At 65.4% G+C, this 17,547-nt stretch carries 16 protein-coding genes; 8 read left to right on the forward strand and 8 right to left on the reverse strand.

The features are described 5' to 3' along the window. The 3 genes from QA635_RS23645 to QA635_RS23655 form a co-directional block, all read right to left on the reverse strand. The gene (locus QA635_RS23645) at positions 1 to 3,108 is read right to left on the reverse strand and encodes an MdtB/MuxB family multidrug efflux RND transporter permease subunit (protein ID WP_283061720.1); all 3,108 of its coding nucleotides are present in this window, start codon (positions 3,106 to 3,108) and stop codon (positions 1 to 3) included. Beyond that, positions 3,105 to 4,421 carry an MdtA/MuxA family multidrug efflux RND transporter periplasmic adaptor subunit gene (locus QA635_RS23650; RefSeq protein ID WP_425249048.1) on the reverse strand — a complete coding sequence of 439 codons (1,317 nt, stop codon included), beginning with the start codon at positions 4,419 to 4,421 and terminating at the stop codon, positions 3,105 to 3,107. The genes QA635_RS23645 and QA635_RS23650 overlap by 4 nt, the downstream gene beginning before the upstream one ends. Before the next feature lie 178 nt (positions 4,422 to 4,599). Further along, positions 4,600 to 6,045, reverse strand: coding sequence for a DASS family sodium-coupled anion symporter (locus tag QA635_RS23655; protein WP_225162515.1), 1,446 nt, complete (start codon positions 6,043 to 6,045; stop codon positions 4,600 to 4,602). A gap of 221 nt (positions 6,046 to 6,266) precedes the next feature. On the opposite strand from QA635_RS23655, the gene aat reads away from it, so the two are divergent. Then, positions 6,267 to 6,947, forward strand: coding sequence for a leucyl/phenylalanyl-tRNA--protein transferase (gene aat, locus QA635_RS23660; protein ID WP_283061722.1), 681 nt, complete (start codon positions 6,267 to 6,269; stop codon positions 6,945 to 6,947). A gap of 107 nt (positions 6,948 to 7,054) precedes the next feature. On the opposite strand, the gene QA635_RS23665 is transcribed toward aat, so the two are convergent. Further along, entirely contained in the window at positions 7,055 to 8,053 is a 999-nt protein-coding gene (locus QA635_RS23665; RefSeq protein ID WP_283061723.1) for a DUF2155 domain-containing protein, read from the reverse strand. Positions 8,054 to 8,310: 257 nt separating this feature from the next. Between QA635_RS23665 and QA635_RS23670 the strand changes: the two genes are divergently transcribed. The 4 genes from QA635_RS23670 (at position 8,311) to QA635_RS23685 (ending at position 12,006) form a co-directional block, all read left to right on the forward strand. After that, complete coding sequence (locus QA635_RS23670; protein ID WP_283061725.1) at positions 8,311 to 9,090, forward strand: SDR family NAD(P)-dependent oxidoreductase; 780 nt, start codon at positions 8,311 to 8,313, stop codon at positions 9,088 to 9,090. Positions 9,091 to 9,126: 36 nt separating this feature from the next. Beyond that, positions 9,127 to 10,068: an alpha/beta hydrolase gene (locus tag QA635_RS23675; RefSeq protein ID WP_283061726.1), complete on the forward strand. Its 942-nt coding sequence runs from the start codon at positions 9,127 to 9,129 to the stop codon at positions 10,066 to 10,068. Between the two features lie 165 nt (positions 10,069 to 10,233). Next, complete coding sequence (locus QA635_RS23680) at positions 10,234 to 11,457, forward strand: SLC13 family permease (protein ID WP_016844518.1); 1,224 nt, start codon at positions 10,234 to 10,236, stop codon at positions 11,455 to 11,457. 9 nt (positions 11,458 to 11,466) lie between these two features. After that, positions 11,467 to 12,006 (forward strand): hypothetical protein, encoded by a 540-nt coding sequence (locus QA635_RS23685; protein WP_225162509.1) that lies wholly within the window; start codon positions 11,467 to 11,469, stop codon positions 12,004 to 12,006. A 247-nt stretch (positions 12,007 to 12,253) separates the two neighbouring features. Here the strand turns inward: QA635_RS23685 and QA635_RS23690 are convergent, their stop codons facing one another. Both QA635_RS23690 and QA635_RS23695 read right to left on the reverse strand, forming a co-directional pair. After that, entirely contained in the window at positions 12,254 to 12,472 is a 219-nt protein-coding gene (locus QA635_RS23690; RefSeq protein ID WP_016844520.1) for a hypothetical protein, read from the reverse strand. Between the two features lie 123 nt (positions 12,473 to 12,595). Continuing rightward, positions 12,596 to 13,534, reverse strand: a complete 939-nt coding sequence (locus QA635_RS23695) for a GlxA family transcriptional regulator (RefSeq protein ID WP_016844521.1) — start codon at positions 13,532 to 13,534, stop codon at positions 12,596 to 12,598. 155 nt (positions 13,535 to 13,689) lie between these two features. Here QA635_RS23695 and QA635_RS23700 point away from each other — a divergent pair, with 155 nt between their 5' ends. Then, positions 13,690 to 14,376, forward strand: a complete 687-nt coding sequence (locus tag QA635_RS23700) for a DJ-1/PfpI family protein (protein ID WP_076832220.1) — start codon at positions 13,690 to 13,692, stop codon at positions 14,374 to 14,376. Positions 14,377 to 14,747: 371 nt separating this feature from the next. Here QA635_RS23700 and QA635_RS23705 read toward each other — a convergent pair whose 3' ends face one another. Then, the gene (locus QA635_RS23705) at positions 14,748 to 15,158 is read right to left on the reverse strand and encodes an NADH:ubiquinone oxidoreductase subunit NDUFA12 (protein WP_225162506.1); all 411 of its coding nucleotides are present in this window, start codon (positions 15,156 to 15,158) and stop codon (positions 14,748 to 14,750) included. A 269-nt stretch (positions 15,159 to 15,427) separates the two neighbouring features. Between QA635_RS23705 and QA635_RS23710 the strand changes: the two genes are divergently transcribed. Continuing rightward, complete coding sequence (locus tag QA635_RS23710; RefSeq protein ID WP_283061729.1) at positions 15,428 to 15,991, forward strand: BA14K family protein; 564 nt, start codon at positions 15,428 to 15,430, stop codon at positions 15,989 to 15,991. Between the two features lie 66 nt (positions 15,992 to 16,057). On the opposite strand, the gene QA635_RS23715 is transcribed toward QA635_RS23710, so the two are convergent. Then, positions 16,058 to 16,954: a DMT family transporter gene (locus QA635_RS23715; RefSeq protein ID WP_225163069.1), complete on the reverse strand. Its 897-nt coding sequence runs from the start codon at positions 16,952 to 16,954 to the stop codon at positions 16,058 to 16,060. A 180-nt stretch (positions 16,955 to 17,134) separates the two neighbouring features. On the opposite strand from QA635_RS23715, the gene QA635_RS23720 reads away from it, so the two are divergent. Beyond that, a complete protein-coding gene (locus QA635_RS23720; protein ID WP_028332273.1) occupies positions 17,135 to 17,539 on the forward strand; it encodes a response regulator in 405 nt (134 codons plus the stop codon). Positions 17,540 to 17,547: the final 8 nt, after the last annotated feature.

Consider the following 17,547-nt stretch of genomic DNA (forward strand, 5'->3'; position numbering starts at 1 on the left):
TCAACGCGACCCGCTCGCCTCGCCGATCTCGTCCGCCCGCCCGGCAAACCGCAGCGCGAGGCGATCGAACCAGAGGTAGATCACCGGTGTCGTGAACAGGGTCAGCAGCTGGCTCACCAGGAGGCCGCCGACGATCGAAATGCCGAGCGGATTCCGCAGCTCGGACCCCGCGCCGCTGCCGAGCATCAGCGGCAGCGCGCCGAGCACAGCTGCCATCGTCGTCATGACGATCGGCCGAAACCGCAGCAGGCAGGCCTGATAGATCGCCTCCCGCGGCGGCTTGCCCTCGTTGCGCTCGGCATCGAGCGCGAAGTCGATCATCATGATCGCATTCTTCTTCACGATGCCGATCAGGAGGATGATGCCGATGATCGCGATGATGGTGAGATCCTGTCCGGCCATCATCAGCGCCAGCAGCGCGCCGATCCCGGCCGAGGGCAGCGTCGAGAGGATGGTTAAAGGATGGATGAAGCTCTCATAGAGCACGCCGAGCACGATATAGACCGTGATGATCGCGGCGAGGATCAGGAACAGCTGGTTGGACAGCGAGGACTGGAACGCCAGCGCTGCCCCCTGGAAGCTCGTGATCATGCCGAGCGGCTGGTTGATGTCGGCCTGCGCCTGCTTGATCGCCGTCACCGCCCCGCCGAGGGAAGCGCCGGGCGCCAGGTTGAACGACACCGTTGCCGACGGGAACTGGCCGAGATGCGAGATCTGCAGCGGCGCGGTCTCCACCCGCATCTTGGCCATGACCGACAGCGGCACTGGCGTCGAGCCCACCGATGACGGCAAATAGATCGACGACAGCGAATCCAGCGAAGTCTGCAGCGACGGATCGGCTTCCAGGATCACGCGGTACTGGTTCGAATTGGTGAAGACGGTCGAGACGATGCGCTGGCCGTAGGAATCGTACAGCGCGTTGTCGATCGTCGCCGGCGTGATGCCGAACCGCGCCGCCTGGTCGCGGTCGATGTCGACGAATACCGAGAGCCCCTGCGCGGAGATGTCGCTGGTGACGTCGCTGAGCTGGGGCAATTCCCGGAGCTTGTCGACCAGCTTCGGCGTCCATTCCGCAAGCTCGTTCGGATCGGCATCCTGCAGGATGAACTGGTACTGCGTCCGGCTCACCGTGCCTTCGATGGTGAGGTCCTGGACCGGCTGCATGTAGAGCGCGATTCCGGTCAGCGCCGCTGTGCTCGCCTTGATCCGGTCCATGATCGTGGAGACATTGGCCTTGCGCTGCGCATGCGGCTTCAGATTGATCAGGATGCGGCCGCTGTTCAGCGTGGTGTTGGTGCCGTCGACGCCGATGAACGAGGACAGGCTCTGCACGTCCGGATCCTTCAGGATCGCGCTGGCGAGCCGCTGCTGCCGTTCGGCCATCGCCGCATAGGACACCGATTGCGGCGCCTCCGAGATCGCCTGGATCACGCCGGTGTCCTGCACCGGAAAGAAGCCCTTGGGAATGACGACATAGAGCAGCGCCGTCAGGCCAAAGGTGGCGAGCGCGATCAGCAGCACGAAGGTCTGGCGATCCAGCACCCAGTTGAGCATCCGGGCGTAGATCGCAATGACGGCATCGAAGCCTTCGCGGCTGAGCCGCTGGAAGGTGTTTTCCCGCGCCATGGCCTCCGGCTTCAGTAGCTTGGCGCAGGCCATCGGCACCAGGGTCAGCGACACCACGGCCGAGATTAGGATCGTGACCGACAGCGTGATGGCGAATTCGCGGAACAGGCGGCCGACGACGTCGCCCATGAACAGCAGCGGGATCAGCACCGCGATCAGCGATACCGTCAGCGAGATGATGGTGAAGCCGATCTGCTCCGACCCTCGCAGCGCCGCCTCGAGCGGCGACTCGCCCTCCTCGATGTAGCGCGAGATGTTCTCGATCACGACGATGGCGTCGTCGACCACGAAGCCGGTCGCGATCGTCAGCGCCATCAGCGACAGATTGTTCAGGCTGAAGCCGAACAGATACATCGCGCCCAGCGTGCCGACCAGCGATAGCGGCACCGACAGGCTCGGGATCAGCGTGGCGCGGGTCGAGCGCAGGAACACGAAGATGACAAGCACGACCAGGATCACGGCGAGCGACAGCTCGTATTCGACGTCGCGCACCGAGGCCCGGATCGTGACGGTGCGGTCGGTCAGGATATTGAGGTCGATCGCGGCCGGCAGCGTGGCCTGCAGCTGCGGCAGCAGGTCCTTGATGCCCTGCACCACCGAGATCACGTTGGCGCCGGGCTGACGCTGGATGTTGAGGATGATCGCCGGCGTCTCGTTCATCCAGGCGCCGAGCTTGTCGTTCTGCGCGCCGTCGACGACGTTGCCGACATCGCTGAGGCGGACCGGCGAGCCGTTCTTGTAGGCGATGATCAGCGAGCGGTAGTCACTGGCATTGCGGATCTGGTCGTTGGCATTGATGGTGTAGGCGCGCATCGCGCCGTCGAAATTGCCCTTCGGCGTGTTGACATTGGCGTTGCCGAGCGTGGTACGGAGATCGTCGATGTTGAGGCCGTAGGCCGCGAGCTTGCGGATGTCAGCCTGGATGCGCACCGCCGGCCGCTGGCCGCCGCTGATGCTGACGAGGCCGACGCCGGGCAGCTGCGAGATCTTCTGCGCCAGCCGCGTATCGACGAAATCCTGCACCTGGGTCAGCGGCATGGTCTTCGAGGTCAGGCCGAGGGTCAGGATCGGCGCGTCGGCCGGATTGACCTTGGCGTAGATCGGCGGTGCCGGCAGGTCCGACGGCAACAGATTGCCCGCGGCATTGATCGCGGCCTGCACCTCCTGCTCGGCGACGTCGAGCGAGATCGACAGGCCGAATTGCAGCGTGATCACGGACGAGCCCGCCGAGCTCACCGAGCTCATCTGGGTCAGATTCGGCATCTGGCCGAACTGCACCTCGAGCGGCGCCGTCACCGACGAGGTCATCACGTCGGGGCTCGCGCCCGGATAGAAGGTCTGCACCTGGATGGTCGGATAGTCGACCTCCGGCAGCGCCGCGACCGGGAGAAATCTGAACGCCAGCATGCCCGACAGCATGATGGCGATCATCATCAGGGTCGTCGCTACCGGCCGCAGGATGAATGGCCGCGACGGGTTCATTTCTTCTGCCCGTCCTCGGACCGCTTGTGGCCGCCTCCGGGATCAGCGCCGTCCTTGCTATCTCCCTTGCCGTCTCCCTTCGTCGCGCCACTCGCCGTCCCCTTGGCCGCAGCGGCCGGATTGGCGGCATCGGCGGCGGAGCGCACGACCACCTTCGCACCCTCGCGCAGCTTGTCGGCGCCGTCGATCACGATGCGATCGCCGGCCACGAGCCCGGACAGCACCTCGACCCGGTCGCCGTCGGTGACGCCGAGCTTGACCGGCCGCACCGAGACCGTGCTGTCGGCGTTGACGAGATAGACGAAGGTGCCGGGGACGCCGCGCTGGATGCCGGCGGTCGACATCGTCGTCGCATCCTTGTGGGTATCGAGCAGCAGGCGGACGTTGACGAACTGGTTCGGAAACAGTGTGCGCTTGTCGTTCTCGAACTGCGCGCGCAGCTTGATGGTGCCGGTGGTCGCATCGATCTGGCTGTCGAAGGTCTGCAACGATCCCTCGGCGAGCTTGTTGGCGCCGCTGCGGTCATAGGCCGCCGTCGGCAGCACCGCGCCCTCCCTCAACCGCTTCGAGACCGCCTGCAGATTGTCCTCCGGCAGCGTGAACAGCACGCTGATCGGCTCGAGCTGGGTGATCACGACGAGGCCGTTGGTGTCGCCGGGCGTCACATAGTTGCCGAGATCGACCTGGCGCAGTCCGACGCGCCCGTTGATCGGCGACACGATGCGGCAATACTGCAAATTCACCTCGGCCGACTTCACCGAGGCGCGATCGGCTTCTACCGTGCCCTGGTACTGCGCGACCAGCGCGACCTGGGTGTCGAGCGTCTGATGCGGCACGGCGTTCTGCGCGGCGAGGTTCTGGTAGCGGGTGAGATCGACCTGGGCGCCCTTCAGCTGCGCCTCGTCGCGGGCGAGCTGTCCCTTGGCCTGCGCCAGCGTCGCCTCATAGGGGCGCGAATCGATCTCGGCGATCAGGTCCCCTTTTTTGACCTCATCGCCCTCCTTGAAATCGATCTTCATCAGATAGCCGCTGATCTGGCTCCTGATCGTCACCGTCGCGAGCGACGTCACGGTGCCGAGCGCATTCAGGCTGACGCCGATATCGCCCTTGCCGATCGTCTCCGGTACGATCGACATCGGTCCGGCGTTGCGCCCGCCACCGGCCTGCGGCGGCGCGGCCTGCTGCCGCGTCCACCAGACGATGCCTGCCAGCACCGCCAATACGAGACATCCCGTCAGAAACCCCCGCCAACGCGATCCTCGCCTGGTCCGCTCGGGCGCCACAATCGACGGGTCTTTGATCTGCTGGTCCATAACCTGCCCACGAAGAAACACGAATGAGCTCGCGCGGCTCTATGTGTCCCCTGAACTCCGCGCGCGCCACATCCGACGAAGCATTTTGAAGGCTTCTGCCGGACAAAGCGCGTTAAGAATTGTAAAGGATAGCGGCTCTTCCCGGTCGGCCGCTGTTTCTCGCTGGATTGTGGCTATTTTACCCGATCATTTGTAACCAGGGCAACACGATCAGCAACAATCCGGCAAAGTAGATCAGGCCGAAGATCAGCCCGAATTTCCAGAAGTCGCCTTTGCCGATATAGCCGCTGCCGTAATACATCGGCGCCGGTCCCGTGGCATAGGGCGAGATCACGCCCATCAGGCCCAGCGAATACACGCAGAGCAGCATCAGGGTCTGCACCGACAGGCCGGGAATGCTGGAGCCGACGGCGAGCACCACCGGCAGCACCGCGGCGGTATGCGAGGTGATGCTCGAGAAGAAATAGTGGATCCAGAAGAAGAAGGTGACGAGCAGGATCATCCCGACCATCGGCGACGTGCCGGAAAGCGGCTTGGCATAGCCCTCGGCGACCCATTTGATGAAGCCGATCTCGTTGAGGCCCGACGACAGCGTGAGCAGCGAGGTGAAATAGAAAAATACCTCCCACGCGCTCTTCTCCGCGACGATGTCCTCGAACGCGATCACGCCGGTCAGCAGCATCAGCGAGATCACGACGAACACGACCGTGGTCGCGTTGATGAAGTTCGAGCCGAGCAGCGGCACGCTGATATTGGGATTGGAGCCGCAGATCCACAGGAACATCGCGAGCACCACCAGCACCGCCATGATCCATTCGTGCCGCGACGGCGGCCCCATCTTGGCGAGTTCGCCCTCGCTCCAGGTCACGATCTCCGGGCTCTCCTTGATCTCGGGCCGGCAGACCAGATAGCTGAGCAGCGGCACCAGCAGCAGCAAGAGGATCCCGAGCGGCGCGAAGCCGATGAACCATTGCGACCAGCCGACCTCGATGTTGACGAGCTTCTTGGCGATCGAGAGCGCGGCGGCGTTCGGCGCCAGCGCGGTCAGGAACAGCGAGCTGGTGACAGCCGTAGTCGCGAACGCGGTCCACATCACGAAGGTGCCGATCTTGCCCGCGGTCGGGCCGGGCTCGGAGCCGTAGATGCGCGGAATGTTGCTGACGATCGGATAGATGGTGCCGCCCGAGCGCGCGGTGTTGGACGGCGTCGCCGGCGCCAGCACGAGATCGGAGAACGCCACCGCATAGCCGAGCCCGATGGTGCGGCGGCCGAGGCCGCGCACCAAGAGCAGCGCCAGCCGACGGCCGAGCCCGCTCTTGCGGTAGCCGATCGAGAACACGAAGGCGCCGACGATCAGCCACACCGTGCTCTCGGAAAAGCCGCCGAGCATCCAGCGCAGCGACTTGTTCGGGTCGTGCTCGACATAGCCGCCGATGCCGGCGACCGTCAGGCCGATCAGACCGACCGCGCCGACCGGCATCGATTCAAGGATCAGCCCGGTGATCACGGCGGCGAACACCGCGAAATAGTGCCACTGGTTGGCGTTCAGCCCCGAAGGCACCGGGACCAGATAGATCACCAGCCAGACCAGCAGCGGCGCAAACGTCCGCCATGACCATTTCATGCAGCGTCCCCCTCCTGTGTCGATTGTCGGGCGCGCAAGCCACCGTGTCCCGGCAGCGCCGCCATGTTTTTGTTGCAATCTAGCACGACCGCGCAGTCCGTCTCGGGAAACTGCGGCGGAACGGCGCGGCTTGTGGAGGAACCGGCGCGTTTCGTCAACACGTAGCGTCCCGGTGGCTGCCCCCATCGCAAGACCGCCCGCGCTTTGCTATCCTTGGCGGTATGACGTCACGCGACTCCGCCTCCTCCGAGATCACGCCCGAGGTGCTGCTGCGCGCCTATGCCTGCGGCATCTTCCCGATGGCGGAGAGCGCCGACGATCCGACCCTGTTCTGGGTCGAGCCGGAATTGCGCGGCGTGATTCCGTTCGACGGCTTCCGTGTCGCCTCCCGCCTGGCGCGCACCGTGCGCTCGGATGCCTTCACCGTCACCGTCGATACCGCGTTCAAGGCCGTGATCGCCGGTTGCGCGGCGCCGCAGCCCGGCCGCGACGACACCTGGATCAACAGGCGCATCCGCGATCTCTATGTCGGGCTGTACGCGTCGGGCCATTGCCATAGCGTCGAGGTCTGGCAGGACGACAATCTGGTCGGCGGGCTCTACGGCGTCAGCCTCGGCCGCGCCTTCTTCGGCGAAAGCATGTTTCACACCACGCGCGACGCATCGAAGGTCGCGCTGGTGCATCTGGTGGCGCGGCTGATCGCGGGCGGGTTCGAACTGCTCGACACGCAATATGTGACGGAGCACCTGAGGACGTTCGGCGCGATCGAGATCTCGCGGCGCCGCTATCGCACGCTGCTCGACAAGGCGATCACGGGCGCGCCGGCGGATTTCCGCAAGTTCGACGCCACCCAGCCGGTCAAAGGTGCCGACGCGCTGGCAATCATCGCCGAGCGCAATTGAACGGTGATCGCGTAGCCCGGATGAAGCGAAGCGCAATCCGGGGCGGTCTGTCCGCGCGGAGAAGACCCCGGATTTCGCTGCGCTCCATCCGGGCTACGAAGTGCCAATCAGTTCCCAAACAATCCGCCGAACAACCCGCCCGGCCGCTGCTGTTGCTGGGGCGGCGGAGGCGGCTGCTGCTGCTGGTATTGCGGCTGCGGCGGCGGACGCGGCGCGGCCTGCTTCGGCGGCGCGCGCTTCTGGGCCGGCGGCGGCGGAGGCGTCGGCGCCTTCGGCGGATCGGGCGCGGCGGTCACGATGGTCTGATCCGGCCCTTTGCAGTCGGTCAGCCAGATGTCGTAGATCGGATGCTCGACGCCGTGCAGGCCGGGGCTCGCCGCGAACATCCAGCCCGAGAAGATCCGCTTCACCTCGCCCTGCAGCGTGATCTCGTCGACCTCGACAAAGGCGTCGGTGTTGGCAGCTTCCGTCGACGGCCTCGTGTAACAGGCATCGGTCTTCACCCGCAGCGCGCCGAACTGCACAGTCTCGCCGATATCCTCGTCGAAATTGATGATGCGCCCGGTGATCTTGTCGAGACCGGAGAAGCTCGCCTTCTTGTTGGTGATCTTGGTCGACGGCGGCTCCTGTACGACCTCGTCACCCGGCTGCAACGTGGCAGGCGTCTGCGGCGGGGTGCCTGGGGGCGTGCCCTTGGGACGCTGCCCCGGCGGCAGCGGATTGGCACCGGGCGGCGTATTGGCAACGGCGGGACCGCCGGGTTGCGGCGGCTGCACGGCGACACCGGGCTGGGTGCCCTGCGGAGCCACCGTCGAGCCGGGCGGCGGCGCCAGCGGCTGCGACTGCACGCTGCCGGGCGGCGGCACCGCCTGGCCTGGCGGCAGCGCCCGCGGCTGTGTCGGCAACAGACGGCCGCGCGGCAATTCCGGCACTTCCTCGTCGTCGTCGCTGGGAGGAGCCGGCTGACCACGCGGGATCGAGCCGGGCGGACGCGGCGCGGGATCGGAGAAAATCGTTCCGATCTGCGCGCGCGCGGGCGGCGCAAGCGAGATGGTTGAGGCGGCAACCAGGGCCGCAAAGCCAGTCAGGGCAACGGTTCGAAGCATCTCGCGCGGCTTTAAAGGGCGAATCGGGCTCGCGACAGTCTACCTTGATATCGGCCGCTCGCAGGCCACCGGTTAACACGCCGAATACGGCGGGGAAAGGGCACCCGGCCACCTCTCCCCGGTCCACAGGGCAGCCTCTGGTCAGCCTCTGGTCACTCCTGGGAACACGTGTGATAGTCCACACGCTGAAGGCACGCGGCCACGCGTGAAAACCAGGAAAATCCGGATCGAACCGGACCAGCCAGAGGAAACCCACCATGCCCGATCGCATCAGGCTCGACGGCCGGGTCGCCGTCGTCACCGGGGCTGCCGGCGTCATCGGAACCGCCTCGCTCCAACTGCTCGCCGAACGGGGTGCGCGGATTGTCGCAGTCGACCGCAAGGGCGCTGATCTCAAAGCCGCCATCAAGGACCTGCCCGCCTCGGCCGAGGCCCTCGCAATCGAAGCCGACGTCACCGACGAGGACGAGGTCAAGGACTATGTCCGCGCCGCCGTCGACCGCTTCGGCACCATCGATGCCTTCTACAACAACGCCGGCGTCGAGGGCGACATCAGGCCGATCCCCGAATATTCGCTGGAGAGTTTCCGCCGGGTGCTCGACGTCAATGTCGTCGGCGTCTTCCTCGGCATGAAGCATGTGCTGCCTGTCATGCTGAAGCAGAACAAGGGCAGCATCATCAACACCGCCTCGATCGCGGGCCTGATGGGATCACCGATGATCGCGGTCTACAGCGCGAGCAAGCACGCGGTGATCGGGCTGACCAAGAGCGCGGCCTGGGAATGCACCGGCACCGGCGTGCGGGTCAATTGCGTCTGCCCCGGCATGATCGAGAGCCGGATGCTGAGCACGATCCTGCAGGGCCGCTCCGGCGGCAACGCGCCGCCGCCGATCGAGAAGATCGTCGACCGCATCCCGGCGCGCCGGCTCGGTCTCGCAAGCGAGGTTGCCTCCATCGTCGCTTTTCTTGCCTCCGACGAGGCGAGCTACGTCTCCGGCTCCGCCTACACCGTCGACGGCGGCCGCACCGCCGCCTGACATTTCAGCCCAGCATCACAAGAAGGTTTGCTGTCCATGCCCGTCGTTCTCGATCCCGATGCCGCTGCCGTCTACAAGGCGTTCCAGGAGGCCGGCCGTCCCGCCTATGAGACGCTGACCGCGCCGGAAGCGCGCGACTATTACCGAGCCGCCCGCGTCGTCTCCAATCCCGAGCCGCCTGCGCTGCAATCGAGCAAGCCGCTCGCGATCCCGGCGCCGCACGGCACGATCCCTGCCCGCATCTACACGCCGAACACGCTGCGCAAGAAAGACGGGCTCGCGCCCTGCCTGGTGTTCTTCCACGGCGGCGGCTGGGTGATCGGCGACCTCGATACCCATGAGGTGGTTTGCCAGAAGCTTGCCCATGAGGGCGAGTTGATCGTGATCTCGATCGATTATCGCCTCGCGCCCGAGCATCGTTTCCCTGCCGCGGTCGATGACGCCGTCACCGCGACCCGATGGGTCGCCGCCAATGCCAGGGATCTCGGCATCGACGCCGCGCGCCTGATCGTCGGCGGCGACAGCGCCGGCGGCAACCTCGCGGCGGTCGTTGCCCTGACCGCCCGCGACGGCGGGCCGAAGCTCGCGGCCCAGCTGCTGATCTATCCCGCGACCGATTTCTCGCGGAAGCATCCCTCGCATCGCGAGCCCGAGACCAGCATCCTCCTGACGCACTCGGTGATCGGCTGGTTCGCCAACCATTATCTCGGCGACGCCGACAACAACGACTGGCGTGCCTCGCCGGCGCGCGCGAACGACTTTGCCGGATTGCCGCCGGCCTATGTGCTGACCGCCGGCGCCGATCCGCTCCGCGACGAAGGCGACGAGTATGCGAAATTCCTCAAGGACGCCGGCGTGCCGGTGACCTACCGGCATTTCCCCGGCCAGTTCCACGGCTTCTTCACCATGGGCAAGCTGCTCAATCAGGCCAATATCGCGGTGACCGAGATCAGCGCCTGGCTGAAGACGCTGGGCTAAGCAATCGGATCAGCGGCGACGTGCCTGGCGTCATTCCCCGATCGGGGCTCGCGAGCGCATCGCGAGCCTGTTGCGGCGTTAGCGCGCCTTGAAGTTCCCGACGCCGCGCGATAGTGTCGCCGTCAGCGCTTCACGCCGCCGGGCACTCCAGCCATCGAGATCGTCTTGCTCACGCCAATCCTCGTCTACGGTATCCCGCTCGATTTCATCCTGTTCGCGCTGACGCTGCTCGGCGTCGCGATCTTCCATCACCACACGCTCGCGGTGGCGCTGACGGGCCTTGCTGCGATCGTCGCCTACAAGCTGCTGTTCGCGGGCTTTGCGAAATTCGGCGCCGGCCTGCCCGGTCTTGCGCATCACATGGAGCATGAGTGGGTCACGCTCGCCAACCTGTTCCTGCTCCTGATGGGCTTTGCGCTGCTGTCGCGCCATTTCGAGGAGAGCCGCATTCCCGACGAGATGCCGGCGCTGCTGCCCGATGACTGGAAGGGCGGACTGATCCTGCTGGTCATCGTGTTCGTGCTGTCGGGCTTCCTCGACAATATCGCGGCCGCGCTGATCGGCGGCACCGTGGCCCGCCACGTGTTCCGTGGCCGCGTCCATATCGGCTATCTCGCGGCCATCGTCGCCGCATCGAATGCCGGCGGCGCCGGCAGCGTCGTCGGCGACACCACGACGACGATGATGTGGATCGACGGCATCAGCCCGCTCACGGTCGTGGAGGCCTATGTCGCAGCCATAGTCGCGATGCTGGTGTTTGCGGTGCCGGCCTCGCTGCAACAGCACCGCTTTTCCCCGATCGTGAAGGATGCACCGTCCGGCCTCAGAATCGACTGGGCGCGGGTTGCGATCGTGGCCGTGATCCTGCTCGCCGCGCTGACGGCCAATGTGACGGCCAATCTGAAGTTCCCCGCGCTGCTCGATACGCTGCCCGTGCTCGGGCTCGCGGTCTGGGCCGCGATCCTGGTCACCTCGGTGCTGCGGCGGCCGGACTGGTCGGTGATGCCCGAGACGCTGAAGGGCACCGTCTTCCTGCTCGCGCTGGTGACGGCGGCCTCGATGATGCCGGTGGAGAAATTGCCTGCCGCATCGTGGCAGACCGCGCTCGGGCTCGGCTTCGTCTCGGCGGTGTTCGACAATATTCCCCTGACCGCGCTGGCGCTGAAGCAAGGCGGCTATGACTGGGGCTTCCTCGCCTACGCGGTCGGATTTGGCGGGTCGATGGTCTGGTTCGGCTCTTCGGCGGGCGTTGCGGTGTCCAACATGTACCCGGAAGCCAAATCGGTGGTCCGCTGGATCACCCAGGGCTGGCCGATCATGGCGGCCTATGTCGTCGGCTTCTTTGTGATGCTCGCACTGCTTGGCTGGCATCCCGACGCGCCACATTGACGCAACACAATGCTGCAGCGCACAATTGCGCTTGCCTCAAAACTGTGGAAAATCGAGACAATTCCGTTGACATTGCTAAACTCCATTCGCCGTAACAAGTTATGGAGAGTTCGCATGAGTGTTAGTGCAGAAGTCCTCGCCCGCGCTCCGTCGGAGCAGATGGAGGACGAAATCAACACGGTGACTTCGCATCGACCACGCAGCAACATCCGGCCCCTCTCGCCGATGCCGGACTATGTCGAGCATCGCAACGGCGTCAACGAGGTGGGCAAGCTGTCGGCCGAGGCGGTCGTGCGCGAATACGAAGCGGCAGTGAAAGAGATCGAGGCCCTTGGATCGGAACTGCAATTGGCCGCGAAGAACTGCGAGGTCATGGTCGCAGGCGTTCATGACATGATCGCCGAGATCAAGGAGTTCGCTGCCGGTTACCGCGATCAGGGCAAGCGCTTCTTCCTGCAGATCGAAGCCGTCTCGTTGATGACCGCGGAGGTCAGGGATACCTGCGAAGCACTCAAGAAGAAGATCGCAACCGATACATTGGGCCAGTGATCTTTCGGTTGAAGCACGGTTCGTGGTCAGAGCATCCGTGGATCTCTGCGATCGTGGGCTGATCCTGTATTGGTGAATGACTGCGCTATTCCGGCGCGGCGGAACCGTTAGTTCTATTCAAGACCAAGTCGCTCAAGACTAAGTCGTTCAACATCTTGCCCCGCTTCGGCGGGGCATTTTTTGTTGCGAGACGCGTGATCTCGGCACGGGTCGCGTGCTCGAACGGGCCGGACCTTTGTCCATGACCTCAGCGCGCGTCAGCGGCACGCCCGGTCATGTCCGTCGCCGGAGGCAAATCGGATATCGCGGACCAGCGGTCGCTGAAATCCTTGGCCGGGAGCGAGTCCGTGCCGGCGACGGCAATGCCGTCGGTCCGGGGCGCGTGCGACTTGATGGTCGCGGCGGTCGCGGTGACAGCCAGCAGGGCGACAGCCACGAACCCGGTAATCGTTCGATGCTTTGTCATTAGAACCTCCTCGGGTCCCCAATGCCCACTTAACGTGGGTCACGGGAACCCTCGCCAGGTTCATCACTGCAAAGACGAGATGGATCGGGTGAAATCGGACAACGAGCTTGTCCCAAACGCGCCCTACCCGGCCCGCGCCGCACGCCGCAACGATTGCGGCGGCTGGCCGAAGGCGCGGATGAAGGCGCGGCGCATCCGCTCGGGATCGCGGAAGCCGGTGATCTCGGCGACGCGCTCGATCGCCTCGCCCGACGATTGCACGCGCTGCCGCGCGACTTCGATCCTGAGCCGCTCGACCGCTTTCGATGGCGTCGTGCCGGTCTCCGCGATGAAGGCGCGGGTGAAATGCCGCGAACTCATCCCGGCCTTGTCGGCGAGATCCTCGACCGTCAGCGGCGCATCGAGATGCTCGCGTGCCCAGGCGAGCAGCGGCCCGAACCGGCCGTTCGGCGTCTTCAATTCCAGCAGCGAGGAAAACTGCGACTGCCCGCCGCTGCGCCGATGATACAGCACCAGTTGCCGCGCGGTGTTCTGCGCGACCTCGTCGCCATAGTCCTCGGTGATCATCGCGAGCGCGAGGTCGATGCCGGCGGTGATGCCGGCCGAACTCCAGATATTGCCGTCGCGAACGAAGATCTGGTCCGGCTCGAGCTTGATCTTCGGATAGGTCTTCACGAAATGCGGCGTGCGCTGCCAGTGCGTGGTGGCGCGGCGGCCGTCGAGCAGGCCCGCCTCGGCCAGCACATAAGCGCCCGAGCAGACGCTGGCGACGCGAATGCCGCGGCCCGCCATCCGCCGCACGAATGACAGCGTGGCTGGACAGGTCGCCGGCGTGCGTACGCCGTTGCCGCCCGCAATGATCAGCGTCGTGATCGCCGTCGCTGGCTTGAGGCCGCGCGCGAGCATCTCCACACCGGACGAAGAGCGCACCGGTCCAGCCTTCACCGCAAGCGTCCTGATCGCCGGCGCGTTGTTGGCGAAGCGCGCCGCGATCTCGAAGGCCGCGATCGGCCCGGCCGCGTCGAGCAGCTGGAAGTCGGGAAAGATCAGGATGCCGATCATCGCCAAATCCTCGCAGGTGACGTTACTTTCTTGGCGATCCTCTCTCGGGAGCCTTGCTTCAGGAGACCTGCGTCCGAAAATGAGGGAAATACGCCATTTTGGACGAGAGGCCATCATGACATCGTGGTTCCGTCAAGCGCTATTTGGAGCCCCCGATGACCGAACCCCTGCAGATTGGATTGCTCGTCTTCCCGAAGGTGACCCAGCTCGACCTGACCGGTCCGCTGCAGGTGTTCTCCTCGGTCCCCGGCGCCAAGGTGCATCTGATCTGGAAACGCATCGAACCCGTTCCGACCGATTCCGTCATGGTCCTGACGCCGACCACGACCTTTGCCGATTGCCCGCAGCTCGACGTGATCTGCGTGCCCGGCGGCTTCGGCACCGACGACATGGTCGGCGACGAGGAGATGCTGGCCTTCCTCCGCAAGCAGGCCGAGGGTGCGAAATACGTCACGTCGGTCTGCACGGGATCGCTGGTGCTCGGCGCGGCCGGCCTGCTCAAGGGCTATCGCGCGACCACGCATTGGAGCTCGATTGATTTCCTGTCGGGCTTCGGGGCCATTCCGACCAGGACGCGCGTCTGCGTCGACCGCAATCGCTTCACCGGCGGCGGCGTCACCGCGGGCATCGACTTCGCGCTGACGCTGGTGTCGGAGCTCGTCGACCGCAAGACCGCGGAAGCGATCCAGCTCAGGCTCGAATACAACCCGGCCCCGCCGTTCAACGCGGGCTCGCCGGATACCGCACCGGCCGAGATTCTCGCTTTCATGAAAGAGCGGATCGCGCCGTCGCAGGCGCGCCGCGCCGACTTGATGGGCCGTGCCGCGGCACGGCTGTCCTGACCTGATCGCCGCAAAGAAAAAGGCCGCCCGGTTTCCCGAGCGGCCCTTCCTGTCTCACGGTAGCCTCACATTTGCGGGCGATTTCAGGACGTCTGTACCGGGGGCCTATCTCCCGGCCGCATCCAACTCGGAGGCCGCTGCATATCGGGACAGTCGCGATCTGGAGCCCGATCCGACGCGATGGTTTCCCATCTCCGTAAGATGGCCCTATTGAGCCGCGAACCCGCGCCCGGCGCAAGCGGACAGCATCGGCTGCGGCCGATCTGTCCCCGCTGTTACCGTTGTTCACAGGCGCGCGTTTGCGCTGCCGGGCGTGTGCGATGCACGCGCGTTGTTACGCACGTGCACGTCAGAACAACAATGCGTGAAAGTCAGCTTCCCGGCGTCCAGGCGTGATAGTCGCCGGTCGCCTTGGGGCGGCGGCCGCTCGCCAGCGTCGAGCCGGACGGGCGGTAAGCCTGTGCGGTGCCGGTCAGGTTCGGCAGATGCGGCTTCTCCCATTCGCGCGCCTGGTAGCCCTCCTCGGTCGGCGGCACATCGACGGTGTGATGCAGCCAGCCGTGCCAGCCGGCCGGAATGCGGGAGGCTTCGGCGTAACCGTTGTAGACCACCCAGCGACGCTCGAAATGCAGGGTCGGATCGATCTCACCGCCCTTGGTGCGGTAATAGCGGTTGCCCTGCTCGTCCTCGCCGACCAGTTCGCCGAATCGCGAGGTCCACAATTGCGTGCCAAAGGTCTGGCCATTCCACCAGGTGAAGAATTTCAGCAGGAATTGTTTCATGCGTGGCCGGTCGTCGGTTCGAGACTATGCGGCTCTGATGCCACCTCATTCCCCAAATGTCCAGCCGCCGCCAAGGTAGCCCCGCACCCCTCGGACAGCCCCCGGTTTATGCACCCATTTGGCGACCAAATGACGCGCTCACGAGGAGTTTTGTTCAGCTGCCATACATGAGCCGCCGGCTACGCGAAGATGACCCACAATCAATGTGGAGCACGGGAACGTCCGACCACAGAGATGGTTAGACATTCACCGTTTTGATGGAGTCCAAAATGATCAATATGAAGGTTCTGAGCACCGCCGCGGCTCTGGCGCTTGCGCTGCCGTTGGCTGTGTCGCCGACCGTTTCGTTCGCCCAGTCTGCCGCACAGATGGGTGCGATGGGCGGCGGCGGCGGCCACGTTGGCGGCGGCGGCGGTGGTGGTGGCGGCTTTGGCGGCGGCCGCGGAGGCGGAGGTGCCATGGGCGGCGGTGGTGGCGGCGGCTGGCACGGCGGCGGTGGTGGCGGTGGTCACTGGGCCGGTGGTGGCGGCGGCGGTTGGCGCGGCGGTGGCGGCTGGCACGGCGGGTATCATCGTGGCGGCGGATTCTGGCCCGGCGCGGTGGCCGGTGCGGTCGTCGGCGGCGCCCTCGCCTCGGGCGCGTATTACGGCTCCGGCTATGGCTACGGCCCCGGCTATTATGACGACAGCTACGGCTATTACGATGAACCGTCTGTTGCCGTGGAGGTACCGAGTGGCGGCGGCGCCAGCTACTGCGCGCAGCGCTACAGGTCCTACGATCCTGCCTCGGGCACCTATCTCGGCTATGACGGCCGGCGGCATCCCTGCCCGTAATGAAGGCCTGAATTCTTGATTGCAAAAGGGCGGCGCCAGCGCCGCCCTTTTTCATGTACGCAAGTCTTATGTGCGCAAGGCGACCGCGACGGCCGCGAACGTCACCACGAGCGCTGCGATATCGCTCGCGCTGAGCGGCTCGCGCAGCATCGCCGCTGCCGCGAGCACGCCGACGACGGGGACCAGCAGCGTGCCGATCGACGCGGTCGCCGCCGGCAATCGCTCGAGCGCCGCAAACCAGCAGACATAGCAAAGGCAGAACTGGATCAGCGTCATGTAGATCATCGACGCCCAGCCGAACTGCGACAGCGCGGCGAGCTGCGGCTGCTCGATCATGATGCCGATGATCGCGATTGGCACGCAGCCGATCGCAAGCTGCCAGGCCGCGAGCGACAGCGGCGGCATCGCGAGCTTGAACGATTTGGTCAGCACCGTGCCGAGCCCGACACAGAGCGCGCCGGCGAGCGCGAACAGAATCCCCGGCAGCTTGCCGAGGCTTGCGTCGATGCCGCCGCCGCCGATCAGCGCCGCGATCCCGGCGAGCGCCACCGCAAGCGCAAGCGCACGCGGCAGCGACACGCGCTCGCCGAGCACCGGCCAGGCCACCAGCGCGACCCACACCGGAATCGATATGCCGAGCACAGCCGCCTCGCTGGCCCGCAGCCAGATCAGCGCGAGGCCCATGGACGCGACCCAGCCGCCGATCGACAGCGTCGACACCAGAGCGAGCCGCAACCACATGCCGTCAGGCACGCGCAGCGTCTGTCCCCGCATCAGCGCGACCAGACCGAGCGCAACCGCGCCGACCACGCCGCACAGCCCGCGCGCGGACAGCGGCGGCCACTCCGTGAGCAGGAACTTCATGATCGGGAAGTTGAGTCCCCAGCCGATCGAGGCAACGACCAGGAATGCGAGGCCAAGCGGTGACAGCGGGGCGCGGCCGGCGACGGGAACTGCAGTCATGGACCTGTCGTAAAGGGGATGGACAAATACAGGTGATGTGTCACGGCTAGCTGGAAATCTGCTTGTCAGCAAACAGCATATGCATTCTATGATACAGACTTTCCGTCTAGGTTCCGCCTTAATTGACGAACAGGCCAAGCGAGTCGCCGGCACGCGAGGCCGTTAGAAAGAGGATGCATCGTGCCGAGCGTTCTCGTGGTTGATGACGACCCGATGGTGTGCGTTGCCATCGAGGTGTGTCTGCAACGCCAGGGCTTCGAGGTCACCGTCGCCGATGGCGGTGAAGCCGGCATGCGCGCGCTCGAGCAGGCCACCTTCGACGTCATGCTGGTCGACGTCTTCATGCCGCATATGCGCGGGTTCGAGGCGATCCGCGTCTTCCACGAGCGCGCCCCCGAAATTCCCGTCATCGCGATGTCGGGCTATGCCTTCGCCAATGCCGACCGCGCGCCGGACTTCCTGCGGATGACGATCGAGCTCGGCGCGTCCGCCTGCCTGCGCAAGCCGTTCACCCCGCAGGCGCTGATTGCCGCCGTTAACGAATGTCTTGCGAAGTATGCACCTTCCGCTCGTCTTTCGAAATAATTGCTCGT

The sequence above is a fragment of the Bradyrhizobium brasilense genome (assembly GCF_029714345.1).
GTDB classification, from domain to species: Bacteria; Pseudomonadota; Alphaproteobacteria; order Rhizobiales; family Xanthobacteraceae; genus Bradyrhizobium; species Bradyrhizobium australafricanum.